Source organism: Piscirickettsia salmonis LF-89 = ATCC VR-1361, from assembly GCF_000297215.2.
Classification (GTDB): Bacteria; Pseudomonadota; Gammaproteobacteria; order Piscirickettsiales; family Piscirickettsiaceae; genus Piscirickettsia; species Piscirickettsia salmonis.
In genome coordinates this window covers 27,510-53,563 of record NZ_AMFF02000059.1, presented here as the reverse complement: position 1 = coordinate 53,563, position 26,054 = coordinate 27,510, and the positions used below count along the sequence as shown (strand labels likewise).

Annotated in this window: 27 protein-coding genes; 11 read left to right on the top strand and 16 right to left on the bottom strand. The window is 37.6% G+C overall.

Translation table 11 applies throughout. From position 1 onward, the window contains the following. Positions 1 to 27: 27 nt before the first annotated feature. Positions 28 to 381 (bottom strand): hypothetical protein, encoded by a 354-nt coding sequence (locus tag C200_RS06425; RefSeq protein ID WP_016210196.1) that lies wholly within the window; start codon positions 379 to 381, stop codon positions 28 to 30. Between the two features lie 353 nt (positions 382 to 734). Here C200_RS06425 and C200_RS06420 point away from each other — a divergent pair, with 353 nt between their 5' ends. Beyond that, positions 735 to 2,945: a hypothetical protein gene (locus C200_RS06420; RefSeq protein WP_016210185.1), complete on the top strand. Its 2,211-nt coding sequence runs from the start codon at positions 735 to 737 to the stop codon at positions 2,943 to 2,945. Here the strand turns inward: C200_RS06420 and C200_RS06415 are convergent, their stop codons facing one another. Then, positions 2,946 to 3,632, bottom strand: coding sequence for a hypothetical protein (locus C200_RS06415; RefSeq protein ID WP_016210188.1), 687 nt, complete (start codon positions 3,630 to 3,632; stop codon positions 2,946 to 2,948). A gap of 311 nt (positions 3,633 to 3,943) precedes the next feature. Here C200_RS06415 and C200_RS06410 point away from each other — a divergent pair, with 311 nt between their 5' ends. Then, on the top strand, positions 3,944 to 4,495 hold the full coding sequence (locus tag C200_RS06410; protein ID WP_016210198.1) for a hypothetical protein: 552 nt from the start codon (positions 3,944 to 3,946) through the stop codon (positions 4,493 to 4,495). A 16-nt stretch (positions 4,496 to 4,511) separates the two neighbouring features. Here the strand turns inward: C200_RS06410 and cdd are convergent, their stop codons facing one another. Then, positions 4,512 to 4,913, bottom strand: a complete 402-nt coding sequence (gene cdd / locus C200_RS06405) for a cytidine deaminase (RefSeq protein ID WP_016210195.1) — start codon at positions 4,911 to 4,913, stop codon at positions 4,512 to 4,514. A gap of 190 nt (positions 4,914 to 5,103) precedes the next feature. After that, entirely contained in the window at positions 5,104 to 5,979 is an 876-nt protein-coding gene (locus C200_RS06400) for a hypothetical protein (RefSeq protein ID WP_016210190.1), read from the bottom strand. Between the two features lie 219 nt (positions 5,980 to 6,198). On the opposite strand from C200_RS06400, the gene C200_RS06395 reads away from it, so the two are divergent. Beyond that, positions 6,199 to 6,849, top strand: coding sequence for a phospholipase D-like domain-containing protein (locus C200_RS06395; protein ID WP_032126472.1), 651 nt, complete (start codon positions 6,199 to 6,201; stop codon positions 6,847 to 6,849). A gap of 462 nt (positions 6,850 to 7,311) precedes the next feature. Further along, positions 7,312 to 9,900 (top strand): ATP-dependent chaperone ClpB, encoded by a 2,589-nt coding sequence (gene clpB, locus C200_RS06390; protein WP_016210202.1) that lies wholly within the window; start codon positions 7,312 to 7,314, stop codon positions 9,898 to 9,900. Positions 9,901 to 10,005: 105 nt separating this feature from the next. Here the strand turns inward: clpB and pyrF are convergent, their stop codons facing one another. From pyrF to carA, 5 genes are all read right to left on the bottom strand, one after another. Further along, a complete protein-coding gene (gene pyrF / locus C200_RS06385; protein WP_016210199.1) occupies positions 10,006 to 10,767 on the bottom strand; it encodes an orotidine-5'-phosphate decarboxylase in 762 nt (253 codons plus the stop codon). Then, the gene (gene pyrE, locus C200_RS06380; protein ID WP_016210206.1) at positions 10,764 to 11,300 is read right to left on the bottom strand and encodes an orotate phosphoribosyltransferase; all 537 of its coding nucleotides are present in this window, start codon (positions 11,298 to 11,300) and stop codon (positions 10,764 to 10,766) included. Before pyrE ends, pyrF begins: the two co-directional genes overlap by 4 nt. Positions 11,301 to 11,348: 48 nt before the next feature. Then, positions 11,349 to 12,305, bottom strand: a complete 957-nt coding sequence (gene pyrB, locus C200_RS06375) for an aspartate carbamoyltransferase (protein ID WP_016210205.1) — start codon at positions 12,303 to 12,305, stop codon at positions 11,349 to 11,351. A gap of 80 nt (positions 12,306 to 12,385) precedes the next feature. Beyond that, entirely contained in the window at positions 12,386 to 15,571 is a 3,186-nt protein-coding gene (gene carB / locus C200_RS06370) for a carbamoyl-phosphate synthase (glutamine-hydrolyzing) large subunit (RefSeq protein ID WP_016210187.1), read from the bottom strand. A gap of 3 nt (positions 15,572 to 15,574) precedes the next feature. Beyond that, complete coding sequence (gene carA / locus C200_RS06365) at positions 15,575 to 16,630, bottom strand: glutamine-hydrolyzing carbamoyl-phosphate synthase small subunit (RefSeq protein ID WP_016210201.1); 1,056 nt, start codon at positions 16,628 to 16,630, stop codon at positions 15,575 to 15,577. Positions 16,631 to 16,880: 250 nt separating this feature from the next. Between carA and C200_RS06360 the strand changes: the two genes are divergently transcribed. From C200_RS06360 to C200_RS15380, 4 genes are read left to right on the top strand one after another with little or no spacing between them, the layout of a single operon-like run. Then, entirely contained in the window at positions 16,881 to 17,459 is a 579-nt protein-coding gene (locus C200_RS06360) for a hypothetical protein (RefSeq protein ID WP_152498667.1), read from the top strand. 58 nt (positions 17,460 to 17,517) lie between these two features. After that, the gene (locus tag C200_RS06355) at positions 17,518 to 18,165 is read left to right on the top strand and encodes a PAS domain-containing protein (RefSeq protein ID WP_230384806.1); all 648 of its coding nucleotides are present in this window, start codon (positions 17,518 to 17,520) and stop codon (positions 18,163 to 18,165) included. Between the two features lie 34 nt (positions 18,166 to 18,199). After that, positions 18,200 to 18,547, top strand: a complete 348-nt coding sequence (locus C200_RS06350; RefSeq protein ID WP_016210194.1) for a hypothetical protein — start codon at positions 18,200 to 18,202, stop codon at positions 18,545 to 18,547. A 56-nt stretch (positions 18,548 to 18,603) separates the two neighbouring features. After that, positions 18,604 to 18,765 carry a hypothetical protein gene (locus C200_RS15380; RefSeq protein ID WP_016210193.1) on the top strand — a complete coding sequence of 54 codons (162 nt, stop codon included), beginning with the start codon at positions 18,604 to 18,606 and terminating at the stop codon, positions 18,763 to 18,765. A 371-nt stretch (positions 18,766 to 19,136) separates the two neighbouring features. On the opposite strand, the gene C200_RS06340 is transcribed toward C200_RS15380, so the two are convergent. Beyond that, positions 19,137 to 19,655, bottom strand: coding sequence for a WD40 repeat domain-containing protein (locus C200_RS06340; protein ID WP_016210192.1), 519 nt, complete (start codon positions 19,653 to 19,655; stop codon positions 19,137 to 19,139). 434 nt (positions 19,656 to 20,089) lie between these two features. Beyond that, a complete protein-coding gene (locus C200_RS06330; RefSeq protein WP_016211504.1) occupies positions 20,090 to 20,374 on the bottom strand; it encodes a hypothetical protein in 285 nt (94 codons plus the stop codon). Between the two features lie 339 nt (positions 20,375 to 20,713). On the opposite strand from C200_RS06330, the gene arsB reads away from it, so the two are divergent. Genes arsB through C200_RS06315 form a run of 3 tightly spaced genes read left to right on the top strand, consistent with a single transcriptional unit; the run spans position 20,714 to position 22,641 of the window. Then, entirely contained in the window at positions 20,714 to 21,757 is a 1,044-nt protein-coding gene (gene arsB, locus C200_RS06325; protein ID WP_016211502.1) for an ACR3 family arsenite efflux transporter, read from the top strand. Between the two features lie 29 nt (positions 21,758 to 21,786). Beyond that, complete coding sequence (locus C200_RS06320; protein ID WP_016211508.1) at positions 21,787 to 22,131, top strand: ArsR/SmtB family transcription factor; 345 nt, start codon at positions 21,787 to 21,789, stop codon at positions 22,129 to 22,131. 54 nt (positions 22,132 to 22,185) lie between these two features. Beyond that, positions 22,186 to 22,641, top strand: a complete 456-nt coding sequence (locus C200_RS06315) for an ArsI/CadI family heavy metal resistance metalloenzyme (protein WP_016211503.1) — start codon at positions 22,186 to 22,188, stop codon at positions 22,639 to 22,641. 10 nt (positions 22,642 to 22,651) lie between these two features. Here C200_RS06315 and C200_RS06310 read toward each other — a convergent pair whose 3' ends face one another. From C200_RS06310 to C200_RS06295, 5 genes are read right to left on the bottom strand one after another with little or no spacing between them, the layout of a single operon-like run. Beyond that, on the bottom strand, positions 22,652 to 22,948 hold the full coding sequence (locus C200_RS06310; protein WP_075274922.1) for a hypothetical protein: 297 nt from the start codon (positions 22,946 to 22,948) through the stop codon (positions 22,652 to 22,654). Further along, a complete protein-coding gene (locus C200_RS16710) occupies positions 22,926 to 23,024 on the bottom strand; it encodes a VOC family protein (protein WP_075274921.1) in 99 nt (32 codons plus the stop codon). Before C200_RS16710 ends, C200_RS06310 begins: the two co-directional genes overlap by 23 nt. Then, positions 23,017 to 23,658, bottom strand: a complete 642-nt coding sequence (locus C200_RS06305) for an HAD family hydrolase (protein WP_016211506.1) — start codon at positions 23,656 to 23,658, stop codon at positions 23,017 to 23,019. Before C200_RS06305 ends, C200_RS16710 begins: the two co-directional genes overlap by 8 nt. Continuing rightward, positions 23,655 to 24,371 carry a bifunctional 2-polyprenyl-6-hydroxyphenol methylase/3-demethylubiquinol 3-O-methyltransferase UbiG gene (ubiG, locus tag C200_RS06300; RefSeq protein WP_016211505.1) on the bottom strand — a complete coding sequence of 239 codons (717 nt, stop codon included), beginning with the start codon at positions 24,369 to 24,371 and terminating at the stop codon, positions 23,655 to 23,657. The genes C200_RS06305 and ubiG overlap by 4 nt, the downstream gene beginning before the upstream one ends. A 3-nt stretch (positions 24,372 to 24,374) precedes the next feature. After that, complete coding sequence (locus C200_RS06295) at positions 24,375 to 25,694, bottom strand: TRZ/ATZ family hydrolase (protein ID WP_016211507.1); 1,320 nt, start codon at positions 25,692 to 25,694, stop codon at positions 24,375 to 24,377. Positions 25,695 to 26,054: the final 360 nt, after the last annotated feature.

Below are 26,054 nucleotides of genomic sequence, written 5' to 3'. Positions count from 1 at the left end.
CAAATATAAATTACTTGTGCGGTCAAATCAAATAGCTTTTGAAGAGCTTAGGCGATTAAAATGTTTATGACCTGTGCGTAAGGTGAGTTCTTCATTTGCAATAGATGGATGTCCATATCTGTCATTCCAGTTAATAAATTTATGAGTGTTTGGATCTGTTTTCAGTACTAATTGTGAATTATGCTCACTATTTTTAATGCCTGTGTTGAGCGTGAGGCTTTGGGTTAAGACAAAAATTCTATGCTCATGGTTATTAATGGGACAGTGTTTGCCTTGATCTAGATTTTCAAAGGCAGGGTTGATGGATTTTTCTTCAGGGCGGATATATCTTGGTTGTATGCTCTTACATAGCTTGTAAATACTTTCTTGAATGCTTAGCATAAGCCCAACCTTTTCTCTAAGTTATATCCATATTAATTTAAATTTTAATGTATACAATATATATATTAAAATTATGGTTTTGTAACTATTAAGTTAATGGTAATTAAAATTTATTGACTTTTAAGTTACAGCGGGTAGATTCTCCGTAATGGTGTAATTGGACATATTAACCTGTCGCTAATTTAAGCGGCTCCATAGTGTTAGATTAATTCGGAAGTGTTTGATTGAGAGTCGGCTTTGCTTCTGGGTTATATGGCTGGATGCTAACTTATTTAATTTAAATAATATATATTTCATTAAATTGTAATATTTCTTTGCTAAGGTGAGTGAAAAATTAATTTAACCTCTAGATTATGCCAGATAGCTCTGAATTGGATTGCATTTACAGTGACCTGTGGTCAGAAAATGAGCGTCATTATTATCAACGGTTTTTAAATGGATTCGGCCAATTCGCTGATTCAACTTATCTATATGAGAGTAGTTTAAAATACTTTGAAGATATAGCAGGGGAGCAGTTAGCATTTACGAGTGATGCGACTTCTTATTCAGCATTAGGCTCATTTGCGCTATTTGGTATTTTGGGCACTTTAACAGCCTATTCTCAATTTCATAAAAATAAAAAGGTAGAAGATTATTATAGAAAGTTTAGAGAAGTTTTAAGCGCTGCTAAGAATGGCCGACATGCGGTTATTAACATATCAAATCTAATTGCAACTTTTTCTCATCAGGCTATTGCCGTGTCTATTTTTTCACCTGCGGGTGCGATTGGTTTTGCCGTGGGCATTTTATTAATAGCGAATAACCTGTATAAACTTCATCTTGAAGAAAAAAGAAATAATAATGTAAGGTTAATTAAACAGTATTTAATTAATCAATATGACCAAGATTTTAAAAGTATTTTTCCTCCCAGCTTTAAAAATAACCGTAAACTTGTTTTTACAAATATCATTGATGGTTTAACTGATGGCCTTTATATCGCAGGCAATATCTTTATGTTATTAGGGCTTTTTGGCCTTGTGACCTCTCTTCCTCCTGTTGCTATTAGTATGTGTGTAATCTATGGAATTTATACATTAGGCTCTATTATTGTTAAGCTTTTCAAAGAAAAAGAGAGTCAATTACAAGAGGAATTAATATATTTAAAATTTTTAAATAAATTGGATAATGAAGATAAGCTGATTGATTATCATAATCACTTTAAAAATGATTCTAGCTATAGAAAGTATATTGGTAAATTTATAGATGTTGATGATAGCAAAGATATTGAGTCATTAAAAAATAAACTTAGAGAGGTCCTGGAAAAAAAAGAATATCAATTAAATATTAAAAAAGGAAAATTAAATAACAATATTGTTTATAAGTTATATAAAATTATATCAAAGCCATTTTTAATAATTAGAGATTATATTAATACAATTAAAAACTCTTTTGCTGCAGCTGTTGGTATTGATGTACTTATCAGTCATAGTTCGCTAGCGAATGCTGCTGTTTCTTTTGCCTGTATTATTGCAGGTTTAGTGTTGGCATTACCTTTTGTTGCTTATAAAACCTATCATTTAATTAGACCTCGATATCAATTAAAAGAAAGAAAAGATTCAGATTGCCTAGACTTATTTTCTTTCTTCAAAGAATATAGCCAGCCTGAGTTTTTTAAAAAATGTAATCATATAGAGGCAGTAAAAAATTTAATTAACAAGTATGAAGAATATAAAAAAAATTATCTTAATATTTTTTGTGAAGTAAAAAATTATATTAATAGCAATATAAACAATATTAATTTAAGTGGTGATTTATATCTGCGTTATAAAGCAGCTAAAATTTATATCACTCATAAGCATAAAAGTTTATTTTCAGCAATTTTACAGCTACAGAAAGAGTTTAATGATTTCCCTCCCAAAGGTAATAAAGAGATTATAAAACAAGTTAAATTTTTATTAGAGCTCTATCCAAGCGCCACAAAAAAAGAGTTAGTGCAGAGTTTAGCTAGTTTTAATCTAGAAATACAGATTGAAATAGTAAAAACTATACCTGAGTTTATTGATAATGGATTAATGCTAATTTTTAATAGTTTTTTGGATAAAATAGATGATTTAAAATCAAGAAAAGAGTTTTTTAATTATATATTATTTGAATATATTGATAATGGAGTTTTTAATAAAAATAAATTTAAAGCTCTCATTGGTGATATTAATAAATTATTAAGTGCTCAATTTCTTTATTCAATAGATTCTAGTTATGTTAATTTTTACATGAATAAAGCGGCATCAAATTATTTGAAAGGTTATGCTGTTGATCTTTTAAAAGATACTTGTTTGACTATTTGTGAAAAATTAGAGTGTTATAAAAATAAACATGACAAAATAGTGAAATTACAGCCAAAGATGATGAGTTACTATGCTGGTCGAAGAAGAAATGACTCATTAACAGTGAGCACTGCTGAGTTTAAGCAATTTATGCAGCAGGAAAGAAATAGCCAAGATATTAGGTCTTCTACGTTATTTTATAATAGTCAGGCGAATAAACAACTTTTGTCATCCTTGAGCTTTACTTTTCCAGTTGCTTAATTAAATATCATAAGGAAGCCAAGCTTGGAGTCCGGTGTCTTGAGGTGGCGCATCAGCTAAAGCAGCAGCTTGCATTTCCTGAAGGAATATCGGTGGAGGTGGTTCTACTGGCTCCTTAGGGATAGGCTGCATTGGGCCATTAATAGGGAAAATATGTGGTTTTTGATTGGGACCGTTGTCTGTTAAAAGTATTTGTACGAGTGTAGCCTGTATTTCATTAAGGCTGCTATTTGTATATATAGGGCCGACGAGAGTTCCGCTTTCACATGCTCTACACGCCAAAACTTGACCAGGGGGAACTCCATTAGGGATGATAAGTTCTTGTTCTTTAAGAGCATTGACAGTGGTGCTTCCTGTTATTTTAATAGCTACTTCTGGCATTATCAAGAATACGAAGCCACGTTTTTTTGCAAATTTTTTTGCGACAGATAAATCTGTTGTTGTTGAAACATAGCCATTGGCTCCGTTTAAACTTTCAATATGCTTAGCAGGAGAGTAATTAGGTTTCTCTAAGTTTCTTCTTGCTCTGGACCACATGCCTTCAGCAAATATGTGCTCGGCCTCTGATCTTTCTATTTGCATTCCTCTAAAAGCAGTTGGTAGACTTTGTATTTCTATTATTCCACCTAATTTTGTACTTTCCCATTCCTCACAAATTTTCGTAATATCAAAAGATGCTATTGGCATATTAATTCCTTGCTTTACTTTTATTTTTATTTAATCTAAGGGTGAAGAATGTAGAGAAGAGATACTAATTTATCTATATAGGAAAAACATAAGCTTTATAGTTTAATGTTTATAATTTTAAAAAATATTTTTATCTGTGATTTAACTATAAGTAATAAGAGTTATTGCATATTATCTTTGCTACATATTAAGTATATGTTTCTTAAACTTTCTTATAGAAAAAAAACTTTTTTGGCTATGTTTTTGATTATTTTTCTTTGTTAAGTTGTTTAATTGTTAATGAATTTAAATTAATTTAATCAGGAGAGATTATGATCACAGCAGGCGCTCTTAAAAAATTTTTAACGGGTGATGATTTAGATTTTCGTATTGAGCTGAAGGAATTAGTACTCAATAATGCTAGGGTACAAGGTGTAATTGCTGAAGGAGTGAGATTTCATAAGTTGGCGCTCACAGATGAGAGTATTGACGAGGAGCCTTTATTTATTAGTGACCGTTTTACTAAAGGCCTACTTGGTCCGCGCAGCTTTATCGGCCAGCATTTGCAACGTATTGATTTAAGTGAGTTGGACCCAGGGCAGCAGCGTCAATTGGTTACAGCGTTAAAACAGTTTGTAGATGACTGGCTTATACCTCGATACGATGTGGGGGCTGAATTTAAAGCTAAGCTTATTTTAAGAGAGCAATCGAATATAATAAATTTGGTGATCGGTGGTATAGAAGCTAGGCTTGAAAACAGCGCTGCACAGGAAGCAGGCCCAGTAGCAGTGCCACAATTATTTCAACAGGCTGATGCTGCTGGAGTAGATGCTGTTGGCCAAGAGCGTGCGATGGTTGATGCTGCTGGGGCACCAGAGATGTGATAATACCCTGTTAAAATTATTTGTTTTGGTACTCTGCTGCGGTATAAGCTAATGGAAATAACTGGCTGAAGGGGAGGTGTTTTTCCTGGCCTTCTTCATTGCCTATAATAATTTCTGTGTCGATTGTAGCAAATTCGCTAATGACTTGACGGCAGAGTCCACAGGGTGGCCAGCCAGCTTTGGTGTAGATATAAACCTTATCGATGTGAGCGTGGCCACTTTGGCTAATCATTTGCATTATTGCTGAGCGTTCTGCGCAAATTGTTGCGCCAAAGCTGCTGTTTTCTACATTGCAACCACTGTATATGTGGCCGTTTGTCGTAAGAATTGCACTACCTACTTTTGCTTGTGAATAAGGAGAGTAAGCGTGCTTTGCTGCGGCAATGGCATGTTGGCGCAGAGTATGTATATCTATCATGAGCTCTCTTTAAATATTAAGTAATAAAATTAATTTAGGTCAAAAATTTTACGTTAACAGCGATTTTGAGTAAAGGGAAGGCGAGTATAATTTATTTGACCAGCAGACTGGCTTATTAAAAGCAGAGATAAAAAAATTAAACAGCCTTAAAAAAGAGATTGTTAAGGCTGCATTATGGGAATTAAAGTAATCAAAAGTTATAAGATGCACCAATACCGAAGGTTAGTAAGCGTGTGACACTATCAGGTTCTGCTGCAAGGGCTTGGGTTGATGGTGCAAGTGTGACGACTGTGGTCGAGCTTTCTCCATATTCAAAGCTTTTATAGCGAATAAAACCGGTGATACTAAAGTGATCAGAAAGTAAATACATCATATCAATACCCAGTTGATAGTAAGGCTTTTGGCCAAGGGCCAAAGTATCTTCTATATGGGTGGCAGGTTCTACGGCGCTAAAGTCCATTACTGGGTTTAATGTTGAACCTAGGCTGGCATGTGGGGATAAGATGAAGCGGGAGCCAATTTGTATATCTAGTTTTGCACCGATACCAGCAAAATAATGGCGATAAATTTCATCAATAGCGATGCCGTTAGCGACTGGAGGAGCAATAAGGTGGCGATCCCACTGATAATAGCCGAACTCCCCGTAGGGTGTGATGTGAAGATGTGGATTCATTTTGATGCGATAGCCTAATCGACCTGAAAGATTATACAGTGGCCGATTGTATTTAAAGCTAAAAGGTACGGTTGACCCACCGCTGCTGTAACCACCATCATAGGTGTATTTTCCAGAGTATAGACTGACATTAGCATGCAGATAAAGGTTTTTAATGGTTTTGCTTAGCGAGATATCCAGCCCCGGGACATTGCCTTGCTCTTCGTTAAATATACTACCGTTTAGTGTTTCTTTATAACTTATATGCAATCCAGCAAGATTAGCTTGAATATTGTTATTTATTTTATTGGTAATAGAAGCACTTGTTGCCTGGCTCTTTAAGCTAAAGATGATGGCAAGTAAGGTGAATAAGCTAAAGTAAATTGATTTTTTGTAAGTTAATTTCTTGAACATTGCTCTATCCTTGAGCAGAGGTTTATTAATATGGATATCGACTTGTCAATGAGAAGCTTGAGCTTTATGTATAAATTATACTTAATTCAACTGGTTATTTAAAATTAAACTAAAATCAATAAAATGCGTTATTTGACATATTAAATTTAAGGTTTAAGATTTTGCTAATGGTTAATACCTAAAATAGCTTGCAATGAATGTAAACTAAGGGGGAGAGTGATGAAAAAATTGCTAATTAGTGCTAGTATAAGTCTGTTTATGGTGTCTTCTGTGTGGGCGCTAAGTAATCGCAGCGAGAGTGTTGCAGCACAAGTCTGTTTTACTCCAAATGAGCAGTGTGGGAGCTTAATTGTTAATGCAATTAATCAAGCAAAGACATCCGTTGATGTGCAAGCGGATGATTTTACGTCGACATCAATTGCTAATGCGTTGCGTGCTGCTCAAAAGCGTGGTGTAAAGGTTCAAGTGTTATTAGATAAGTCCAATGTTAATAGCCGTAATAGTGTTGTTGCAGAATTTACTAAAAGCAAAATTCCATTTTTAGTTGACTATAAGCCCACAGTAGCTGCAAATAAAGTGATATTAATTGATAGAAAAATGGTAATTACTGGGAATTTTAGTTTTTCTGAGAAAAACAATAATCAAAGCTCAGGGAATGTATTAGTGATGCGTAATGCAGAAATTACTGGCATTTATCTAAGTAATTTTGAGAAACGCCAAAAAGAATCAGAGCAGCTTGCGACTTATTGTCAGGGGTCTACTAAATGCCAGCTTGAGTCTGTCGCGAACAAAGCGGTTGATGCGACGTCAAAAGCGGCAAACAGTGCGTGGAATTCAACAAAAAGTTTCTGGAATAAGCACACTTCTTAATTTGCCTGTAATAGTGGGCGTTATGATGAGAGAGTCTATTCGGTTTTTTGAGCAAGTAAATAGCTCACTGAAGCTGGATATGCTCTTGTATTATTTTTTGATTGGTTAATAAATTGGCGAATGTTTTATTTTTATTAATATAGGTATTGTTATTTATTATTTGTATTTTTTAAATAAAAATATATTTTTTACTAAAAAATTAATAAAAATTAAGAAATTAATTGGATGGTGCTTTTATACTGTTAGATGATTAATGTGTAGGGTCAGCTTTTTGAGTTAAACGATGGATGGTGTTGAAAAGTCTCTGGTCTTTTATAGGTGAGTTATTATTGTAAGTTTATTGGTAGGTCGGGGAAGTATTGTATTGGGAGTGAGTTAGATTGTTGATTTTGAAACTTTCTCTTGAGTTTATAACTTCAGCCCCAATATATAGAGCAAGCATAAATTTAAGGGGGTATCCGTATGAGAATGGATCGATTGACGAATCAGTTTCAAGTTGCAATTGCAGATGCACAGTCTTTAGCATTAGGACAGGATCATAACTTTATAGAGCCGGTACATTTACTTAAAGCCTTGCTGGATCAACAAGGAGGTGCGGTTAGACCGATTTTACAAAATGCTGGTGTGAGTGTGAGTCAACTTGATCAAGGGGTGAATGGATTGCTTGATCGCTTACCAAAAGTTGTTGATCATAGTGGTCAAGTGCATGTATCAAATGATTTGTCACGATTATTAAACTTGACAGATAAGTACGCACAAAAGCGTAATGACCAGTATATTTCCAGTGAATTGTTCGCACTGGCCGTCTTTGAAGATAAGGGTGAGTTAGGTCGTATTTATCAGGCAGCAGGTGCCAATATAAAAAATGTTGAAGCGGCGATAGAGCGTGTGCGTGGTGGTCAAAATATTAATGATCAGGCGGCAGAAGGTAATCGCCAGGCTTTGGATAAATATACCATTGATTTAACAGAGCGAGCGGAGGCTGGCAAAATTGATCCTGTGATTGGCCGTGATGATGAGATTCGTCGTACCGTGCAAGTATTACAGCGTCGAACCAAGAATAATCCTGTATTAATTGGTGAACCGGGCGTGGGAAAAACGGCCATTGTTGAAGGGCTAGCCCAGCGTATAGTGAATGGCGAAGTTCCTGAAGGGCTTAAAAATAAGAAAATTTTATCTTTGGATATGGGGGCGTTATTAGCAGGAGCAAAGTTTCGTGGTGAATTTGAAGAGCGTTTAAAAGCTGTTTTAAATGAGTTGTCTAAGCAAGAAGGCCAAGTGATTTTATTTATTGATGAGCTGCATACGGTGGTTGGTGCGGGTAAAGCCGACGGTGCGATGGATGCAGGAAATATGCTAAAACCAGCGCTGGCTCGAGGTGAATTGCACTGTGTTGGTGCGACAACACTGGATGAATATCGCCAATATATAGAAAAAGATCCGGCTTTAGAGCGACGTTTTCAAAAAGTACTGGTTACAGAGCCAACGGTTGAAGATACTATTGCGATTTTGCGAGGCTTAAAAGAACGCTATGAGGTTCATCATGGTGTGCAAATTACCGATCCTGCCATTGTTGCCGCTGCTAATTTATCACATCGGTATATTACCGATCGTAATTTGCCAGATAAAGCGATTGATTTAATTGATGAGGCAGGAAGTCGTATTCGTATGGAAATCGACTCGAAGCCTGAGGCGATGGATAAGCTTGATCGTCGCTTGATTCAGCTGAAAATTGAAGGTGAAGCACTGAAAAAAGAAACGGATAGTGCATCATTAAAGCGTTTACATAAACTAAAGCAAGAAGTCACCCAGCTGGAAAAGGAATATGCTGATTTAAATGATGTTTGGCAGGCGGAAAAGGCCTCTTTACAAGGTACGCAACATTTAAAATCTGAATTAGAGCAAGCCCGTTTGGATTTAGATGCAGCAAATCGTACCGGTGACTTAGGCAAAATGGCCGAGTTGCAGTATGGAAAAATTCCAGATTTAGAGAAACAATTAAAATCAGCAGAGTTATCTACCGGTGATGAGAAAAAACTAGTACGCTCGTCTGTCACGGATGAACAGATTGCTGAGGTAATTGCCAAATGGACGGGGATTCCTGTCACGCGGATGATGCGTAGTGAGCGTGAGAAATTATTAAAAATGGAAGAGGTTTTGCATGATCAGGTGATTGGCCAAAGTGAGGCGGTAACGGCTGTAGCCAATGCCATTCGTCGTTCACGTGCAGGTTTGTCTGATCCTTCGCGTCCGATCGGCTCGTTCTTGTTTTTAGGGCCAACGGGGGTGGGTAAGACGGAGTTATCTAAGGCATTAGCACGCTTCTTATTTGATACGGATGAGGCAATGATTCGTATTGATATGTCTGAATATATGGAAAAACATGCGGTTGCACGTTTGGTTGGCGCACCTCCAGGTTATGTTGGTTATGAAGAAGGTGGTCACTTAACTGAGCAGGTACGCAGGCGACCTTACTCGGTGATTTTATTTGATGAAGTGGAAAAAGCTCATCCAGATGTTTTTAATTTATTATTACAAGTGTTAGATGATGGTCGTTTGACCGATAGTCAGGGTCGTACGGTTGATTTTCGTAATACGGTGGTGATCATGACTTCAAACTTAGGTTCTGACGTGATTCAAGCAGCAGGTGCTGAGTTAAGTTATGAGCAGATGCGTTCAGTGGTTATGGGGGTCGTTAGCCAACACTTTAGACCAGAATTTATCAACCGAATTGATGAGTCTGTGGTATTTCATGGTTTAAGCCAGGATAATATTGCTAAGATTGCTGAAATTCAACTGAAGAAATTGGGCGCGCGCTTAAAAGATAAAGAATTAGGCTTTGAAGTGAGCGATGCAGCGATGAATTTGGTCACAGAGCGTGGTTATGACCCTGTATATGGTGCACGACCATTGAAACGAGCAGTCCAAAGCTTAATTGAAAATCCATTGGCAGAGCGCATTCTTAAGGGGGAGTTTATCCCTAGTGATGTAATTTGTGTTGAGATTAATGATGGTGGTGACCAGGTTATTTTTAATAAAAAAGAAAAATAATGGTTCATTATTATTGATTTAAATAAAAGGCTCACTATTGGAGCCTTTTGTTTTATTAATATTGTTTTTTTATTAGACCAAGTGAACAGGGGAACGCTTTATAATCTATTGCCGTTTAAGATAGGCTTGCCAGCCAGCGTGGCGGTAGCTTTGAGCCATTTTTAATGGTTGACTATCGTCGTAAATACCACGGCCGACGATGATAATATCATTGCCTAAGTGATTAATGACATGGTCGGGTGTTAGGTAGCACTGACCTAGGGCATCTTGGCCCTCTTGTAATTGTACGCCGGGTGTCATATGAATCATGCCCGGATCGTCACTGAGCTTTTCGCGAGAAATAAAGCCCATAACAAAATTATTATGGGCTGTGGCCATCTTGACTGTAGTTTGGGTATAATCAGTTTGCAATAAGTTACCCGCAGAGCTCATTTGTGCCAGTAATAATAGCCCCGTTTTTTCAAGATCAATGTCTTTTTTAAGGCCATCGATAATACCTGGGCCTGGTAGCATATGTGCGTTGATTATATCTGCCCAAGAGGAAATTTTATAAATACCTGCGGTAAATTGTTTGTGAACGGTATTGCCAATATCGGCAAATTTACGGTCTTCAAAAATTAAAAACTGATGTTGTTTGGCAAGTTCTTTGAGTGTTTTAGTCAGTTCGGGAGTGAAGTCCTCAATAATGTCAATATGAGTTTTTAGTAGGCAAATTTCAGGACCGATGCTGTCTGCGAGTTGAATAAGCTGGGCAGCAGAAGTGACATCGGCAGAAAGTGATAAATTCGTTTGCTTCTCAGCCATTAAAGTGAGTAATTTTTTCGCGACTTTATTTTCTGTGTGCTCAGCACGTTCTAAATAATTCATACTTTTTCACCTTTGATTAGGTCAGCAAGTGTGAGCAAACAATGTAATTGATAACCTTGTTCCTGTAATTTTTCGCTACCGCCTTGTTCACGATTGACGATGGTGAAAACATGCTCGATATGTAAACCATGCTCTTTTAAGCAGTTTGCCGTTGTTAAAATACTGCCACCGGAGGTGACTACATCCTCAATAATGACACAGCTTTGGCCGGCTGAGAAAACCCCTTCGATTTGTTTTTTGGTGCCGTGCGTTTTAGTTTCTTTGCGGTACATGACCATGGGAATATCCGTCTCAAGCGATAAAGCACTGGCTAGTGGCAGCGCTGCATAAGGTACGCCACAGATTAATTCAGGGTTAATTTCTTTGACCATTTGAGTAAATGCAGCACTGATTAATTTAAGTGTTTTAGGAAAGGAAATAATACGACGCAGGTCTGCATAGACGTTGGATTTTTCACCACTTTTTAAAGTAAATTCACCATATTGTACCGCGTCAATTTTTTTTAGTTCGGTAATTAGTTGTTGTTTATTCATGGTGTCATTCTCTCCTTTTTTAATTTATGTAAATTGCTCGTTATTAATTTAACTGAATTTATTGTTAAATGCAGGAATATTATCAGCTAAAGTGAGTGCCAATAAGGCTTGGCGAGTATACAGGCCATTTTCAGCCTGGTGAAAGTAATGTGCATAAGGGCTATGATCAACAGCAGGATGAATTTCATTACCACGGGGTAATGGATGGAGGATTTGCAGTTGTTTTTTTGCGTTTTCTAGTTTGTCGATGGTTAAGCAGAGGTTGTGATTATAATCATCTGGTGTGTTATCAAAACGTTCTTTTTGTAAGCGAGTCATATAAATAACATCCAGTTGATCTAAATAATCTGATAAAATATGAGATTTTTTATAATTAATGTTGTTTTTATCAAGTTTTTGTATTAAATATTCGGGGATTTGTAAGCTGTCATCACTGATAAAGTAAAGGCAGGCAGGTTGGTAATGTATGAGCGCTTCAACAAGTGAATGCACTGTGCGGCCATGCTTTAAATCGCCACTAAAACCAATATGTAAGTCATCTAGTGTGTTGTGCTTTTCAATGATGGTGACCAAATCAAGCAACGCTTGAGTGGGGTGTTGGTTGCTACCATCACCGGCATTTAAAATGGGAATATGACTGACATTTGCAGTACGCTTTGCTGCACCTTCTTGAGGGTGGCGCAAGATAATTGCATTGGCATATAATGCAATGATTCGCATGCTATCTTCCAGTGTTTCACCTTTGCTGCTTGAAGTATTGCTTGAGTCTGAAAAGCCAATGATTTTAGCGCCGAGCTTTAGGGCGGCCGCTTCAAAGGAAAGGCGTGTGCGCGTAGATGCTTCATAAAAGCAAGATGCAATAATTTTATTTTCTAATAGTTGGCTTAAACTTTTATGTGTTTTATTTTTTTTAAAGTTCAGAGCTGTTGTTATAATAAGGTCAATTTTGGCGCGATCTAAGTCTTGAATGCTTAAAAGGTGTTGTTGGTAAAATGATGATGTCATTGTGTAAATACACTTTATAATTTAAAATTAAAACTAAAACTAAAACTAAAAGAGAGGTTAAACCCTCTCTTTTATTCTCTTTAATTATTCATAAACTCTTGCCAGGATTTTGCATAAACTTCTTTATCATGAAGTTCCGCTAAGCACTGCAAAATCAGTTGTGCTCCCTGTAAATTAGTGACTAAAGGTATATTATGGTCAATGGCTAAGCGACGTAAGCGAAAACCATCGGTGACTTGACTGGAAGTACTGCTGCGAGTGCCTTGAGGCAGGTTAATAATCAAGCTTATTTTGCGCTTTTTGATAAGTGTGGTTGCATTTGGTTCGCCGCCCTCACTGACTTTATTGACACAGTGTGATGGAATATTATTTTGCAAAAGAAACTCATGGGTACCTGCTGTGGTATAAAGTTCCCAGCCTAGCTTATGCAGCTCAGTAATTTCTTCCAGTAAACGTGGTTTGCGACTACCGCCAATACTTAAGAAAATTTTCTTTTCAGGAACTGACATTTCTGTTGCTTGCCAAGACTGGAAAAATGCATCGTTTAAGTCTTCACCAAGGCAGGCAACTTCCCCTGTTGAGGCCATCTCGACATGAGGAACTGGGTTAGCACCTTTTAAGCGGCTATAGGAAAATTGTGGGCTTTTGACGCCGACATAATCAAGGTCTAAGGTGTTAAAGGGGCCGCTTTCACGGATTCCCATAATCGCTTTGGTGGCGATTTCGATAAAGTTATGGTTAGTCACTTTAGAGACAAAAGGAAATGAACGTGAGGCACGTAAATTACACTCAATGACCTGGATTTGATTGTTCTTAGCGATAAATTGGATGTTAAAAGGCCCGGTAATATTCAGTGCTTTAACAATTTTGCGAGTAATCTTTTTGGTACGGCGAATGGTTTCTAAATAGAGTTTTTGTGGGGGGAGTACTATAGTTGCATCGCCTGAGTGCACGCCGGCATTTTCAATATGCTCAGAAATCGCTTCGATAATAATCTCGCCATTCATCGCGACACCGTCCATCTCTAGCTCTTTACCTTCTTGAATAAACTGGGAAAGAACGACTGGATGATCAGGTGAAACGGTGGATGCTTCTTTGAGGTATTTCTCCATTTCATCTTCAGAAAACACGACATTCATTGCTGCACCCGAAAGCACAAACGATGGACGAATGAGTACTGGGTAGCCGACACTTTCAGCAAAGGCTTTTGCACCATCAAGGCTAGTTGCTGCATGCCAAGCAGGTTGGTCAATATTTAATTCGTTTAATAAAGAAGAGAATAGCTCACGATTTTCTGCCTGATTAATTGATTGCGCTGGTGTGCCTAATAATAGATAGCCGGCTTTATCTAAAGGGTTAACCAAGTTATTTGCTACTTGGCCTCCCATAGCGACAATAATACCGCGATGATTTTCAAAGTCAGCAATATCTTGTATGCGCTCAAAGGTCAGTTGCTCAAAGTAAAGGCGATCTGATTCGTCATAGTCTGTTGAGACAGTTTCAGGATTTGAATTAATAATAATCGGACGTTCGTCAAGCTGTTTTAAGGTTCTGGCTGTTGTGACGCCACACCAGTCAAACTCTACCGAGGAGCCGATACTATATGGGCCTGAGCCTAAGATAAGTGTTGCCGGGGTTTTTGATGGGCGAATATCGTGCCTATCACCATGATAGGTTAAATACAGGTAATTCGTTTTAGCATTAAATTCACCTGCCAGTGTATCGATTTGTTTAACGACTGGAGTGATATTTAAGCTAATTCTCTGTTGTCTGATGGTTGTTTCGTCGTGATTGGTCAAGTTTGCAATGGCTTTATCTGAAAAGCCCTGACGTTTAGCTTTAAGTAATAATTCAGGTGTGAGTTGCTGGTTCTTTATTGTAAGCTCTGTTTGTGCCATAGCATGTAAATGGTGTAAGAACCAGGGGTCGATATTCGATAATGTATTGGCTTTCTCTACTGTGCCGCCTTGTAATAAATAGCGATACAAGGCGAATATGCGACGATCTGTAGCATGTTCAATTTCGCTTTCTAGCTGATCAATGGGGTGTGGGTAATCACTTAAGCAAGAGGCGCCAATATTGAGCATGCCGATGGCTTTTTGTAAAGCTTCTGGAAAAGAGCGGCCAATCGCCATGACTTCGCCGACGCTTTTCATTTCAGTGCCAATACGGCGCTCAGCTTTTTTCAGCTTGTGGGTATCCCAGCGTGGGATTTTTACAACGATATAATCCAGTGCGGGCTCAAAAAATGCACAGGTTTTTTTAGTAATGCTATTTTTAAGCTCATAGAGTTTGTAGCCTAATGCCAGCTTGGCGGCGATAAAAGCCAGTGGATAACCTGTGGCTTTTGATGCAAGGGCGCTAGAGCGTGATAGACGTGGATTGATCTCAATAACGCGATATTCACCAGTTTCTAGGTTAAACGCATATTGAATATTACATTCACCGATGATATTAAAATGGTGAGCGACTTTAATGGCAATTTCACGTAAGAAATGATATTCCTGGTTATTGAGTGACTGTGATGGAGAAACAACGATACTTTCACCGGTGTGAATGCCCATAGGGTCGAAGTTTTCCATATTACAAATAGTTAAAGCATTTGCAGCAGAGTCACGTACAATCTCGTATTCAAATTCGCTCCAGCCAATTAAGTTTTCTTCGATCAAAATTTGATGAGCGACACTAAATACCTCACTGACACGCTTTTCTAGTTCTTCTTTACTATGGACGACACCCGAGCCGAGTCCGCCTAAAGAAAAACCTGCCCGCATCATGATTGGGTAGCCAATCGATTCAGCAGCATTTAAAGCATCTTCGGCATTGGTTACGGCAACGCTTTTTGCGGTTTTAACACCGATTTCGTTAAGCTTGTTTTTAAATAAATCACGATCTTCAGCATTGCGAATGGTGTCTACAGATGAGCCAAGCACTGTCACATGATGCTCAGCAAGCACGCCGCTTTCCTCAAGACGGAGTCCGAGATTTAGCGCGGTTTGTCCACCAAAACCAAGTAAAATTGCATCTGGTTTTTCTTTTTCAATAATTTTAGTAACTGTTGCTTCATTTAATGGCTGCAAGTAAACACGGTCAGCCATATGCTGATCAGTTTGTACTGTAGCAATATTTGGATTGACTAGAATAACTTCAATATTTTCTTCTTTAAGCGCTTTGATCGCTTGAGAACCAGAGTAATCAAACTCACCTGCTTGGCTGATACGCAGGCCACCAGAGCCTAATAAAAGTACTTTTTTTACAGATTGCATGCTTTAGTTACCTTCGCGAATGAGCTGATAGAAATTGTTGAAAAGCCAGTGGGTATCGACGGGGCCAGGAGCAGCTTCAGGGTGGAATTGCACGGAGAAAAACGGCTTGGTGTTATGTTCGATACCTTGGACGGTATTATCATTTAAATTTCTAAAAGAAACTCGCCAATCTTCTGGCAGTGAGTCTTCATTGATTGCATAGCCGTGATTTTGTGAGGTTAAGAAGCAGCGATCAGTGCCTTCTTGTAAGCAGGGTTGGTTTTGTGAGCGATGACCAAAGCGCAGCTTATATGTTGTCGCATTAATGGCCAGCCCCATAAGTTGTGAGCCTAGGCAAATACCGAAGATCGGTTTTTCTTGCTCCATGGCTTTTCGTAGAATATTCGTTGTTTCATAACAGCGAGCAGGATTGCCTGGGCCATTGGAAATAAAAACACCATCGAAATGCTCATTAGTATAATCATAGTTGTAAGGAACACGCTTAACACGAACCGGTAGGTTTCTAAGTTCCCGAATGATGTTTTCTTTCATGCCACAGTCGACAGCGATGATTAACTTATCGCCAGAGCCAAAGGTTGCTGGTTCTTTAATTGATACTTCAGCAACAAGGTTACGCGCATTATTATCTGGAAAGGCTTTGGGGAGCTCATCTGCTGTGGTAATAGCACCGGCAACGACGCCTTTTTCACGCAAGCATTTGGTTAGAGCGCGTGTGTCAATATTAGCAATAACAGGAATATTTTCAGCTTCACACCAGCTAAGGAGGGACTGTTCTGCATTAGAACGGGCATAGTGGGGTGAAAGTTCAGAGACGATAATACCTTTGGCATGAATTTTTGCTGATTCCCAGCTTTCACAGTTGCCGACACCGTAATTACCCATCAATGGGTAGGTAAAGGTGATGAGTTGGCCATTATAGGAAGGGTCGGTCATGGTTTCAGGATAACCTACCATGCCTGTATTGAAGACGACTTCACCAAAGGTAGTTTCTTGTTGCCAGCTTGGTGAGATGCCGTGGAAAATTTCACCTGTTTCGAGGACAAGTTTAGCAGGGACCATGATATACACCTTTAAACTTTAAATTAGTAGTGCTTGTTGTATGTATGCGTGCAGAAGATGAACTTTATGTCTGAACTCACAGTGGTTGACAACTTAATAAACTCTTGTTAGCATTCATTCTTTGCTATTTGACATGCTTATCTTAAGATATAGGGTAGGTTGTCGCCTGTCTTAACAATCTCCACGCAAATTGGAGTTAATTTACCTGCAAATGGGTGCAAAGTCAAACATGTTGGTCAAGTTGTTGTGCTTGAAAAAAAAAATTATTATTTTTCTACTAAGCCTCTTGTTGCTTGTCGCATTTTCAAAAAATAGTTTTTCAGATCAATTGGTTAAACTCTCTATTCCATTGCAGTCGCAAGCAAAAAATAAAGATAATAGTGAAAATAATGCGGCGGCGGCACTATCTTCAACTTCAGCAATAAAGAAAGCCCCTGACCTACCAATGATTCCATCGCTTAGTATAGACCATCATCGGGCAATGGCTGCAAGCTGTGATGTAAAAAACTATAATGTATGGGGAAAATGTAAGTTATGGCTAAAGCCTCATCAATACATGCGTGTTAGAAGCTACAATTTTGGCGTGCCCTATAATGTAGCAAATATTGAACTGCAGCTTGCTAGTCAAGGGACCGATGCTGTGGTCTTTACGAGGGTAGTTAATAGCGCAGAGCTTGATGCAGGTCAAGTGGTGATGCTTTCAGCGCTTGGCAGAGGAGGGGGTGTTGGCCGTATCTTTACCAGTGTTTCTCCTATAGATATGAGTCAGCCGGTGACGATTTATCTTCAAAATAATGGGCCAAGCTTGGTATTTATTCGAGTGCTATAATTCGCGTGCTATAAAATTTAAAGAGGAATTTAGAATAAACACAATGATTAAATCTACAGTGGCTAAAATTTACTCTATTGTAAATATCAGTGGTGAAATTCTATTTTTAAATGATGCGTATATTGCATTTGTAAATCTTGATAGGAATCAAGTGATTGGCAGAAAGGCGATGGACCTGCTTTCGATTACACCGAAACTTTTTGCGTTGGCCCAAGCATCGAAAGATCGACGAGATATTATTAATGGCAAAAAAGAGTTAATTCGCAGAGAGGCTATTATTGCGTCTGAAAAACGCTTTGCAATAGTAACTAATGATAAACTACCGCTGATAGATTCAGGTAATATCATTGGTGTGATTAATGAAACGGATACCGGAATAGAGCAGCTTATACAAAACCGTTGTTTTTTAAACCTGAAGCCTATGCATTACCGGGGGGAAGTGTTTGGGGTATCGGATATGAAGTTGTTATGCATGTTGGCACAATTTGAAGGGATAAAACCCAGTGATATTTCTAGCGCATTGAAATTAAAGATGAATACAGTTTATATGTACCGCCATAATTTGCTTAATAAAATTAATAATATATTTTCAGGTGAAAAATATAATATGGCCGATATTGCCAAAGATATGTTTTTCGAGGAGCAAGTGATTACAAGGCAGAAAATTTTATGTATCGCTGGGAAAAAAATAGTACCAAAAATTTAAAATAATATATTTAGTTGTATGGGGTGAGCTTTGTATGAGTGAAATAGATAAATTAAAAGATGTCATTGATTCAATTGTCTCAATTCAGCATGATGACCATGCGTTAATTGATGCACAGCAAATGATTGGTGAGTGGGAAATATCAGGTTGGATTGATGATATCTGTACAAATGAGCGTGAAAAAGGATTGGCTTTTATTGATAGTGCTCGAGAACAAGGTGTGGAGCATGAGAAAAGTTTGTTGGTTGCTGTTGATGCGATTTGGGCTGGGGCGCATGATGCGATTCAGGCTTTGGCAATTGATTATGCAACAGAGTATGACCTTGAGCCGTATGATGTACATGAGCTAATTAAAAAGCTGATGCGTGCAAAAATTGCTTAAGTGACTAGAGAGGGTTGAGTGGAACAGCACGAGCAACGTCATAGGCAGGAATGGAGATGTTAGCTCAGCATTTTAAAAATATTGCTCACCATAGTGCGGCTGCTTTTGATGTAGCGGCTAAGGTTGAGTATATTTTAGATTCTCCACCTTATCTGTCGACAATCAATTATTTAGAAGAAACTGAACGGGTATATCGCGTTGAAAAAAAGCTTAGGTAATAATCGTGTTATATGGTCAGATAACGTTGTGAGTATGGCTTGTGAAGATTTTTCATTTGTTTGCAAAAGGTACCTGGGTGTTATTTTGGCAGATGCGTGCTTAACTTTATTTAATGCGGTAATCGCTTATATTTATGAAAGTATTAAAATGAAAGATGGCTGAATGAGTTTAGATAAATAACAGGAATAAAATAATATTTTTATTTATTTGATAATTTTTTTGGATGGAAGTTCGTTTAAAGAAAAATCGATTTTAATATAAAAACATTGGTAATATATAATGTGTGTGTGATTTATAAAAAATTTGAAGAAGTGAATAAATCAAAAGAATATTTAATATATATTCATGTTATATAGATATATTTAGTATTTTAGTTGAATAGTTCTAGTTGACGGATATAAATAGCCCCAAGTTGAGTTCCGATAAGCATGGTTTTTCCGTTTGGAGAGACATAGGTAGCTGTGATCGTTTTGAGTTTAAGGTTATGGTGATGCTTGTGGATGCGAGACCAATGGCCTTGTTGATAAAGGTAAGCGCCTAGTAATGTACCTAATAAAATGGTTTTACCATTGTCTGACATGGAAATAGAGTTAACAAGTGTGTTTTTTTGTAGGCCTGATTGATTAGGGTTATCTAAATGTTGCCAATGTTTATTTTGGTAAAGAAAGACACCATTACTGTGGGTGGCGATAACGATTGTACGGCCATCTTTTGAAATGCTGCTTTTGTAAATCCAGCTATATTTAGTCAGTGGATGTTCTGTAGCAATGGTTAAATGCTTCCAGTGGTTATTTCTCCATAGATAAGCGCCATGGTTCATTGTGCCAATAAGTACTTTATCGCCATTGTGAGAACTTGCTATGGTGTAGACCCATGAATTTTTAGGCAATGATGGTGATTTTGTTGACGCGCTGAGGTGTTGCCAAGCTCCTTTATCATAGAGATAGGCGCTATGAGCGCGTGTGCCAACAAATATTTTTTTTTGTGCTGTGAATAACTCTTGCTGAAAATATACTTACATCAGTAGGTAATTCTTTAATAATTTTTATAAGGTTAGATTTTTGCAACATTGCAATAAAATTAATGTGAGAAGAGTGGTTAAATTGTGGCAAGGTGTGCTTTAGTTGATTACAGGTATAGCGCTGGATTAACAGTTTCTGACATAATATCAGTAGGTTAAAAAATACAATAAGGAAAAACGATGCCTTCTCCTTATAGAGCATGTATGGTCACCGCTTAAAAATAGGGTTCGCATGAAGCTTGATCAAGATGAAATAAATTTAGAGACAGCGCTTAGTCAAGTAATGAAGTCAATGTCAGAAACTATTCGTTGAGTGCTATATCTCCTTGACAAAGGAAACTACCGACAGATTGAGTGTTGATATATAGAGTGTCACCTGCTTGTGTTAAGGCAAGTGAGTTGATTTGAGTACCAAGAGGCAGGCTGGGTTGTACAAGACGGACCCAGTCGTCATTAATTAAGCCATCATCTTGTTGAAAGGTAAACTCACTCGCATGCACAAAGTTTGTCACAGCAAAAATGAGTGAGATTATAGCAATAAAGGCTGTTTTTATAAAAACAGTTTCAAATTTAAAGTATTGTAACATATTCTCTTTTAAAATACGGATATATTGGGCTGGCCGATGATTAGAGCTGCCTATGACTTAGTAAGTTTGTAAATGTATTTTTACCTATTCTAATGCAAAAAATATTTTTTTTCTACATAAAAATTGTTCTATTTTTTCATGGATCTCTTTGTACAAGGAAGTGGCCTTTTATATTGCTCGATATTTATCTGATTTGGTTTTATTTTTTTATGCTAAATTGAGTTTTTTACAGGTTATTTTATATAATGCAATAACGATTATCTGTATCATTCTTGCAAATGAATAATTATATTGTTATATTGATATATATAAATATATTGATATATATCGGAGTTATTGTTGAAGAGTCTGGGCTTTTTAGATCGTTACTTAACAGTGTGGATATTTGTAGCAATTGCTACGGGTTTGCTTATTGGCTATTATTTGCCTGGCAGTAGTCAGTTTATTGACCACTTTTCATATGGCACAACAAATTTGCTTATTGCTGTTGGTTTGGTTGTTATGATATATCCGCCATTAGCAAAAATAGATTATAGTAATCTTCCAAGAGTTTTTAAAAACAAGAAGGTATTAAGTCTATCTTTCTTGCAAAATTGGCTTATCGGTCCGGTGTTAATGTTTGTTCTTGCACTGGCCTTTTTTCATAATCAGCCAGGATTGATGAACGGCTTAATTTTAATTGGAATTGCTCGCTGCGTGGCGATGGTTATTGTCTGGAATGATTTAGCGGAAGGTAGTCGAGAGTATTGTGCAGGACTTGTGGCATTTAACGCTATTTTTACTGTAATCTTTTATTCAGCGTACGCTTACTTATTTATTACACTATTACCAAAATTATTTGGCTTAGAAAGTAATGCTATTCACATCTCAATGTTCGCGATTGGACAAAGTGTATTGATTTATTTAGGAGTGCCTTTTATTCTTGGTTTCTTGAGCCGATTAATTTTAACTGAAATAAAATCTATTGATTGGTACGAAAATAAATTCATTCCTGCAATTTCACCGCTGACTTTGTTGGCTCTGTTGTTTACGATTATTGTTATGTTTATTTTGAAAAGTAAGAGTGTGATTAATTTGCCATTGCACGTTGTAAATATTGCTATTCCTTTATTGATTTATTTTATTATTATGTTTTTTATCTCTTTTTACTTATCGTTTAAAGCAAAAGCATCATATGAGCAAGCTGCATCATTAAGTTTTACTGCCGCTTCAAATAACTTTGAGCTTGCAATTGCTGTTGCTATCGCGATGTTTGGAGTTAACTCCGATCAGGCTTTTGTTGGAGTAATCGGTCCATTGGTTGAGGTGCCTGTGCTGGTTAGTCTGGTTAATGTTGCACTTTGGTTGAAGAAAAAATATTTCTATCAATATAAGTATATTTAAGTAAATATTAATAAATAAGTGATGATTTAATGATAACAAGTAAAAAACTATCTAAAATATTAAAAGCATTTTCCGATGAGAATAGAAGGTTAATCTTATGGTTTTTGCAAAAGCGTGAATTATGTGTTTGTGAGTTAGAGCAATTACTACCTATTAGCCAGCCAACCATATCAAATCACTTGCGTATGTTATCAGATTTGGACTTGGTCGATTCCTATAAAGAGGGTCGCTGGGTGATTTATCAAAAAAAATGTAACCAGGATGCTTTGGTTATTAATATATTAAAACCGATTTATTGTGCGATGGATCTAACAGGACAATATGAGAGTCAATTGGAAAAACTAAAAATTATTTTTAAAGATAATCTATGCTGAAATAATTAAAATAAAAAGTTAGAGTTTTTATAATAGTAAAAAAGGAGATAGCAGGTGCAACGTATACAATTGGCTTTAAATGTAGAAAATATTGATGAGGCGGTTGAATATTACTCTAAACTTTTTGGAGTAACTGCAAATAAACGCAAATTGGGTTATGCTAATTTTATAGTGAATAATCCACCATTAAAACTCGCGCTATTAGAAGGAAAACAAGCGCGTGAGCGTTTAAATCATTTGGGGGTTGAAGCATTTGAGCAAGCTGATGTTGATCAAGCAATTGAACGTTTTGATCGGGAGAATATTCGCCTAGGTGAGGTAGAAAGTGGTAAAACCTGTTGTTTTGCTAAACAAAATAAAGTGTGGTCAGCTGATCCGCAAGGCATGCGCTGGGAATGGTACCGTGTGCTTGAAAATAGTGAAGCTTTTGGTGAGGATGGTTTTGATACGCATGCTATTAATCATGATAAGGCGCAGGCTGATATTGATACCGTGGTGTGCTGTAACTAATTTTTGAGTTTTAATTTGGACCGCGGATTTCAATGTGTTCTTGGTCGGGGCCCAAAAATACAGCGCGCTGCCAGTTTTTCTGGTTAGTAGTACGTGCTGACGTTGGGTGAGGTGCTTGATTTATTTTTAGACCTTGAACCTTTAGCTGATTAAAACTTACAGTGAAAGTATCGGTCATTAAGCAAAAGTGCATGCCGCTGATTGTTTGTTTTGGCAGCTCTGTAAGCTCTAGTATGGTATTTTCTAGGGTTAAATAATGAATGTTAATACCAGAAGCAAGAGTTTCAAAAATGTAGCTTGAAGCCAAAGTGCTGGCAGTAAAAGTCTTTTGACTTTGCAGCATTGCTTACGTGTAGAGCAAGGTGATCAATATATTTAAACATAATTTAAAATATCACTAGGCTGACTGATAATATGGTCGGCTTGCCAGTCAGCTATATTGGTATGAGGTGAAATAAATCCATAACTTGCAGCAATCGTTATCATATTGGCGGCTTTACCAGCTTGAATATCACGAAGATTATCTCCGATATACAGGCAATTTTCCGGTTTTATTTTTATTAGTTGTGCGGCGTAGAGCAAAGGTTTGGGATGTGGTTTTTTTTCTGTTGTTGTATCTCCGCCGATAACACATGCTGCTTGCTGGTGGTAATTAAAGTGTTGAATCAGCGTATGAGTGAGCTTTTCCGGCTTATTGGTGACAATGCCCCAAGGTAGTGGATATGTTGCTAATTTATGTAATAATTGCTTGATACCCGTGTATTCTTGAGTTTGCTTGCAGATAGTGTTGCGATAATAATCTAAACAAAGTTGGCATTCTTGCTCGCTGGGTGTGCGTTTTAGGGTTGCAGTCAAGATAGCACGAACACCATTGCCATAAATAGGATATAGGTCGATTCGTTGTTTGGTGAGTGGCTCTGCTAGAGTTTGATGAGTATGCTGAACTGCGTTAAATAAATCATAGCTGGTATCAAGCAAAGTACCGTCTAAATCAAACAACACTGCTTGTACGCTCATAATTCGTCCTCGGTGATATGTGCAATATAATTAATGCTGACATCATGGTGTAATTTTGCTTTATGAGTGAATGGGTTATAGTGCACTCCGCCCATATGGCGAATCTTTAAGCAAAGTTGACGGCACCAATCGGCAAGCTCATCAGGGCGGATAAATTGTTGGTGATCATGGGTGCCTTTGGGCAGTAGCTGTAAAATATATTCGGCAGCGATTACTCCGAGCACATAGGATTTAACGGTGCGGTTCATCGTTGAGATAAAAAGATGGCCGCCAGGTTTTAGTAGCGTTTTACAGGCGTGTAAAATAGAGAGTGGATCTGGGACATGTTCTAGCATCTCCATGCAGGTGATAATCTCGAACTTACCTGGAGATTGCTTGGCAAGCTCTTCTGCACTGATATGCTGATAATTTATATCGAGTTGGCTTTCTAGTTTGTGAAGTTTGGCGGCGTTAAGTACATCTTTACTCATGTCAATGGCTGTGACCTGAGCACCTTCTTTGGCGAGGCTTTCTGACAAAATACCGCCGCCGCAGCCAAGATCAAGAATATCTTTATTGGTAAGGCTGACCCGGCTTTTGATAAAATTTAAACGTGTTGGGTTTAAGTCATGCAAAGGTCGACAACGACCTGCCGTATCCCACCATTCATGAGCAAGGTCAGCGAATTTTTGTAGCTCCACTTGATCGACATTTAAGTGCTGTATTGTGCTCATTTGTTATAAGTCCTTACTAATTTTGTCTTGCCAAACTTTAATTGTATTACACAGTTGCTGTTCATTAATTAAAGTTAGTTTTTTATTATTCAACAGCTGTTGACCGGCAACCCAGGTGTCTGTTACTTGGCTTTTATTCGTCGCATAAACGAGTTGTGAAATCGGATCATATAGTGGCAAGCTTTCGATGTTATTTAAGTGGATGATTGCCAAGTCAGCAGCCTTGTTTGTTTCTAAAGAGCCAGTGATATGATCAATACCTAAGGCTTTTGCTCCATTTAAGGTTGCCATTTTGAGTGCTTGAGCTGCAGGAAGTGCGGTTGGGCTTTGGCTGACTGCTTTGGCAAGTAGTGCTGCGGTTTGCATCTCACTGAATAAATCCAGACTATTATTGCTTGCTGCGCCATCAGTACCTAAGGCAACATTCACACCGTCATCAATTAGTTGTTGAATGGGGGCAAAGCCACTGGCCAGTTTTAAATTAGATTTTGGGCAATGGACGACATGCGCGTTATGTGTGCCAAGTAACTGAATATCGCTATCATCCAGCCACACGCTATGTACGGAAATAAAGCGCTGATTGATTAAGCCGAGTTGATTTAAACGTTCAAGTGGGCGAGCATTATATTCTTTAAGGCTATTTGTCACTTCGAACTTAGTTTCATGCATGTGAATATGTATCGGTAACTGATAAGTTTCTGCAAGTTGTAAACAGCGCTTAAAGTGGTTGTCACTGACGGAGTAAGGTGCATGGGGTGCAATTGCCATTGTAATTAAAGGGTGGGATTGATATTGCTGAATGAGTTGACCTGCTTTATTAAAATAAGTCTCTGAATTTTGAGCATCGTTGGTTGGAAAATCAATGAAAAAGCCGCCGATGCAGGCACGCATACCTAATTTATCTGTTATTTTGGCAATAATCTTCGCAAAAGGGTAATGCTCATTGAAGCAGGTTGTTCCTGAGCGCAGCATTTCGGCAATCGCCAGTTCGGTGCCTGCGGCAATAAATTCTGGGGTTGACCATTTTTTTTCAGCAGGCCAGATATAATGATTCAACCAGTCGTCTAAGGCTAAATCATCGGCGAGTCCTCTAAATAAACTCATCGGTGAGTGCGTGTGAGCATTAATTAGGCCAGGAATAATCACGTGCTCTAAGCGCTCTTGTGTGTTATCGCTTTGGTAGCGGCTGTTGCATAACTGTGTTGGTAGGATATCGAGGATATTACCTTGATGAATAACCAGGCTATGTTGGGTGAGTATATGATTGAGTGGTTGAACGGGAATAATAAATCCCGCATGGATAATGGCATCGACCGTTTGCATGATAGACCTTCTATTAAACTAGTGGCCTTAGTATAAGCAAAATTAACGTGAGAATGTAGTGCAGCGGAGATCTCTGCATGGAAAACTTAGCTAATAGCTTAGGTGAGCAACCGTATTTGTTTTCTGGGTCACAGGAGATGCTTGGGAAAAATTTTAAATAAAGAGATAGCGTTTACTTTATTGTTTTTGCTTTAATTAATTTTAATGTGGATGTTTTAATGAAGTGCTTTCTTTACAATTAAGTTAAATTTTTATAATTTCATTATTAGTATTAATGCGCCCTCCGTCATCTGAAGTGCAACACTACTCTATACTAAGCCGCCATCAAATACTCTAAAAAAACCTGATTAGGTGAGCAAT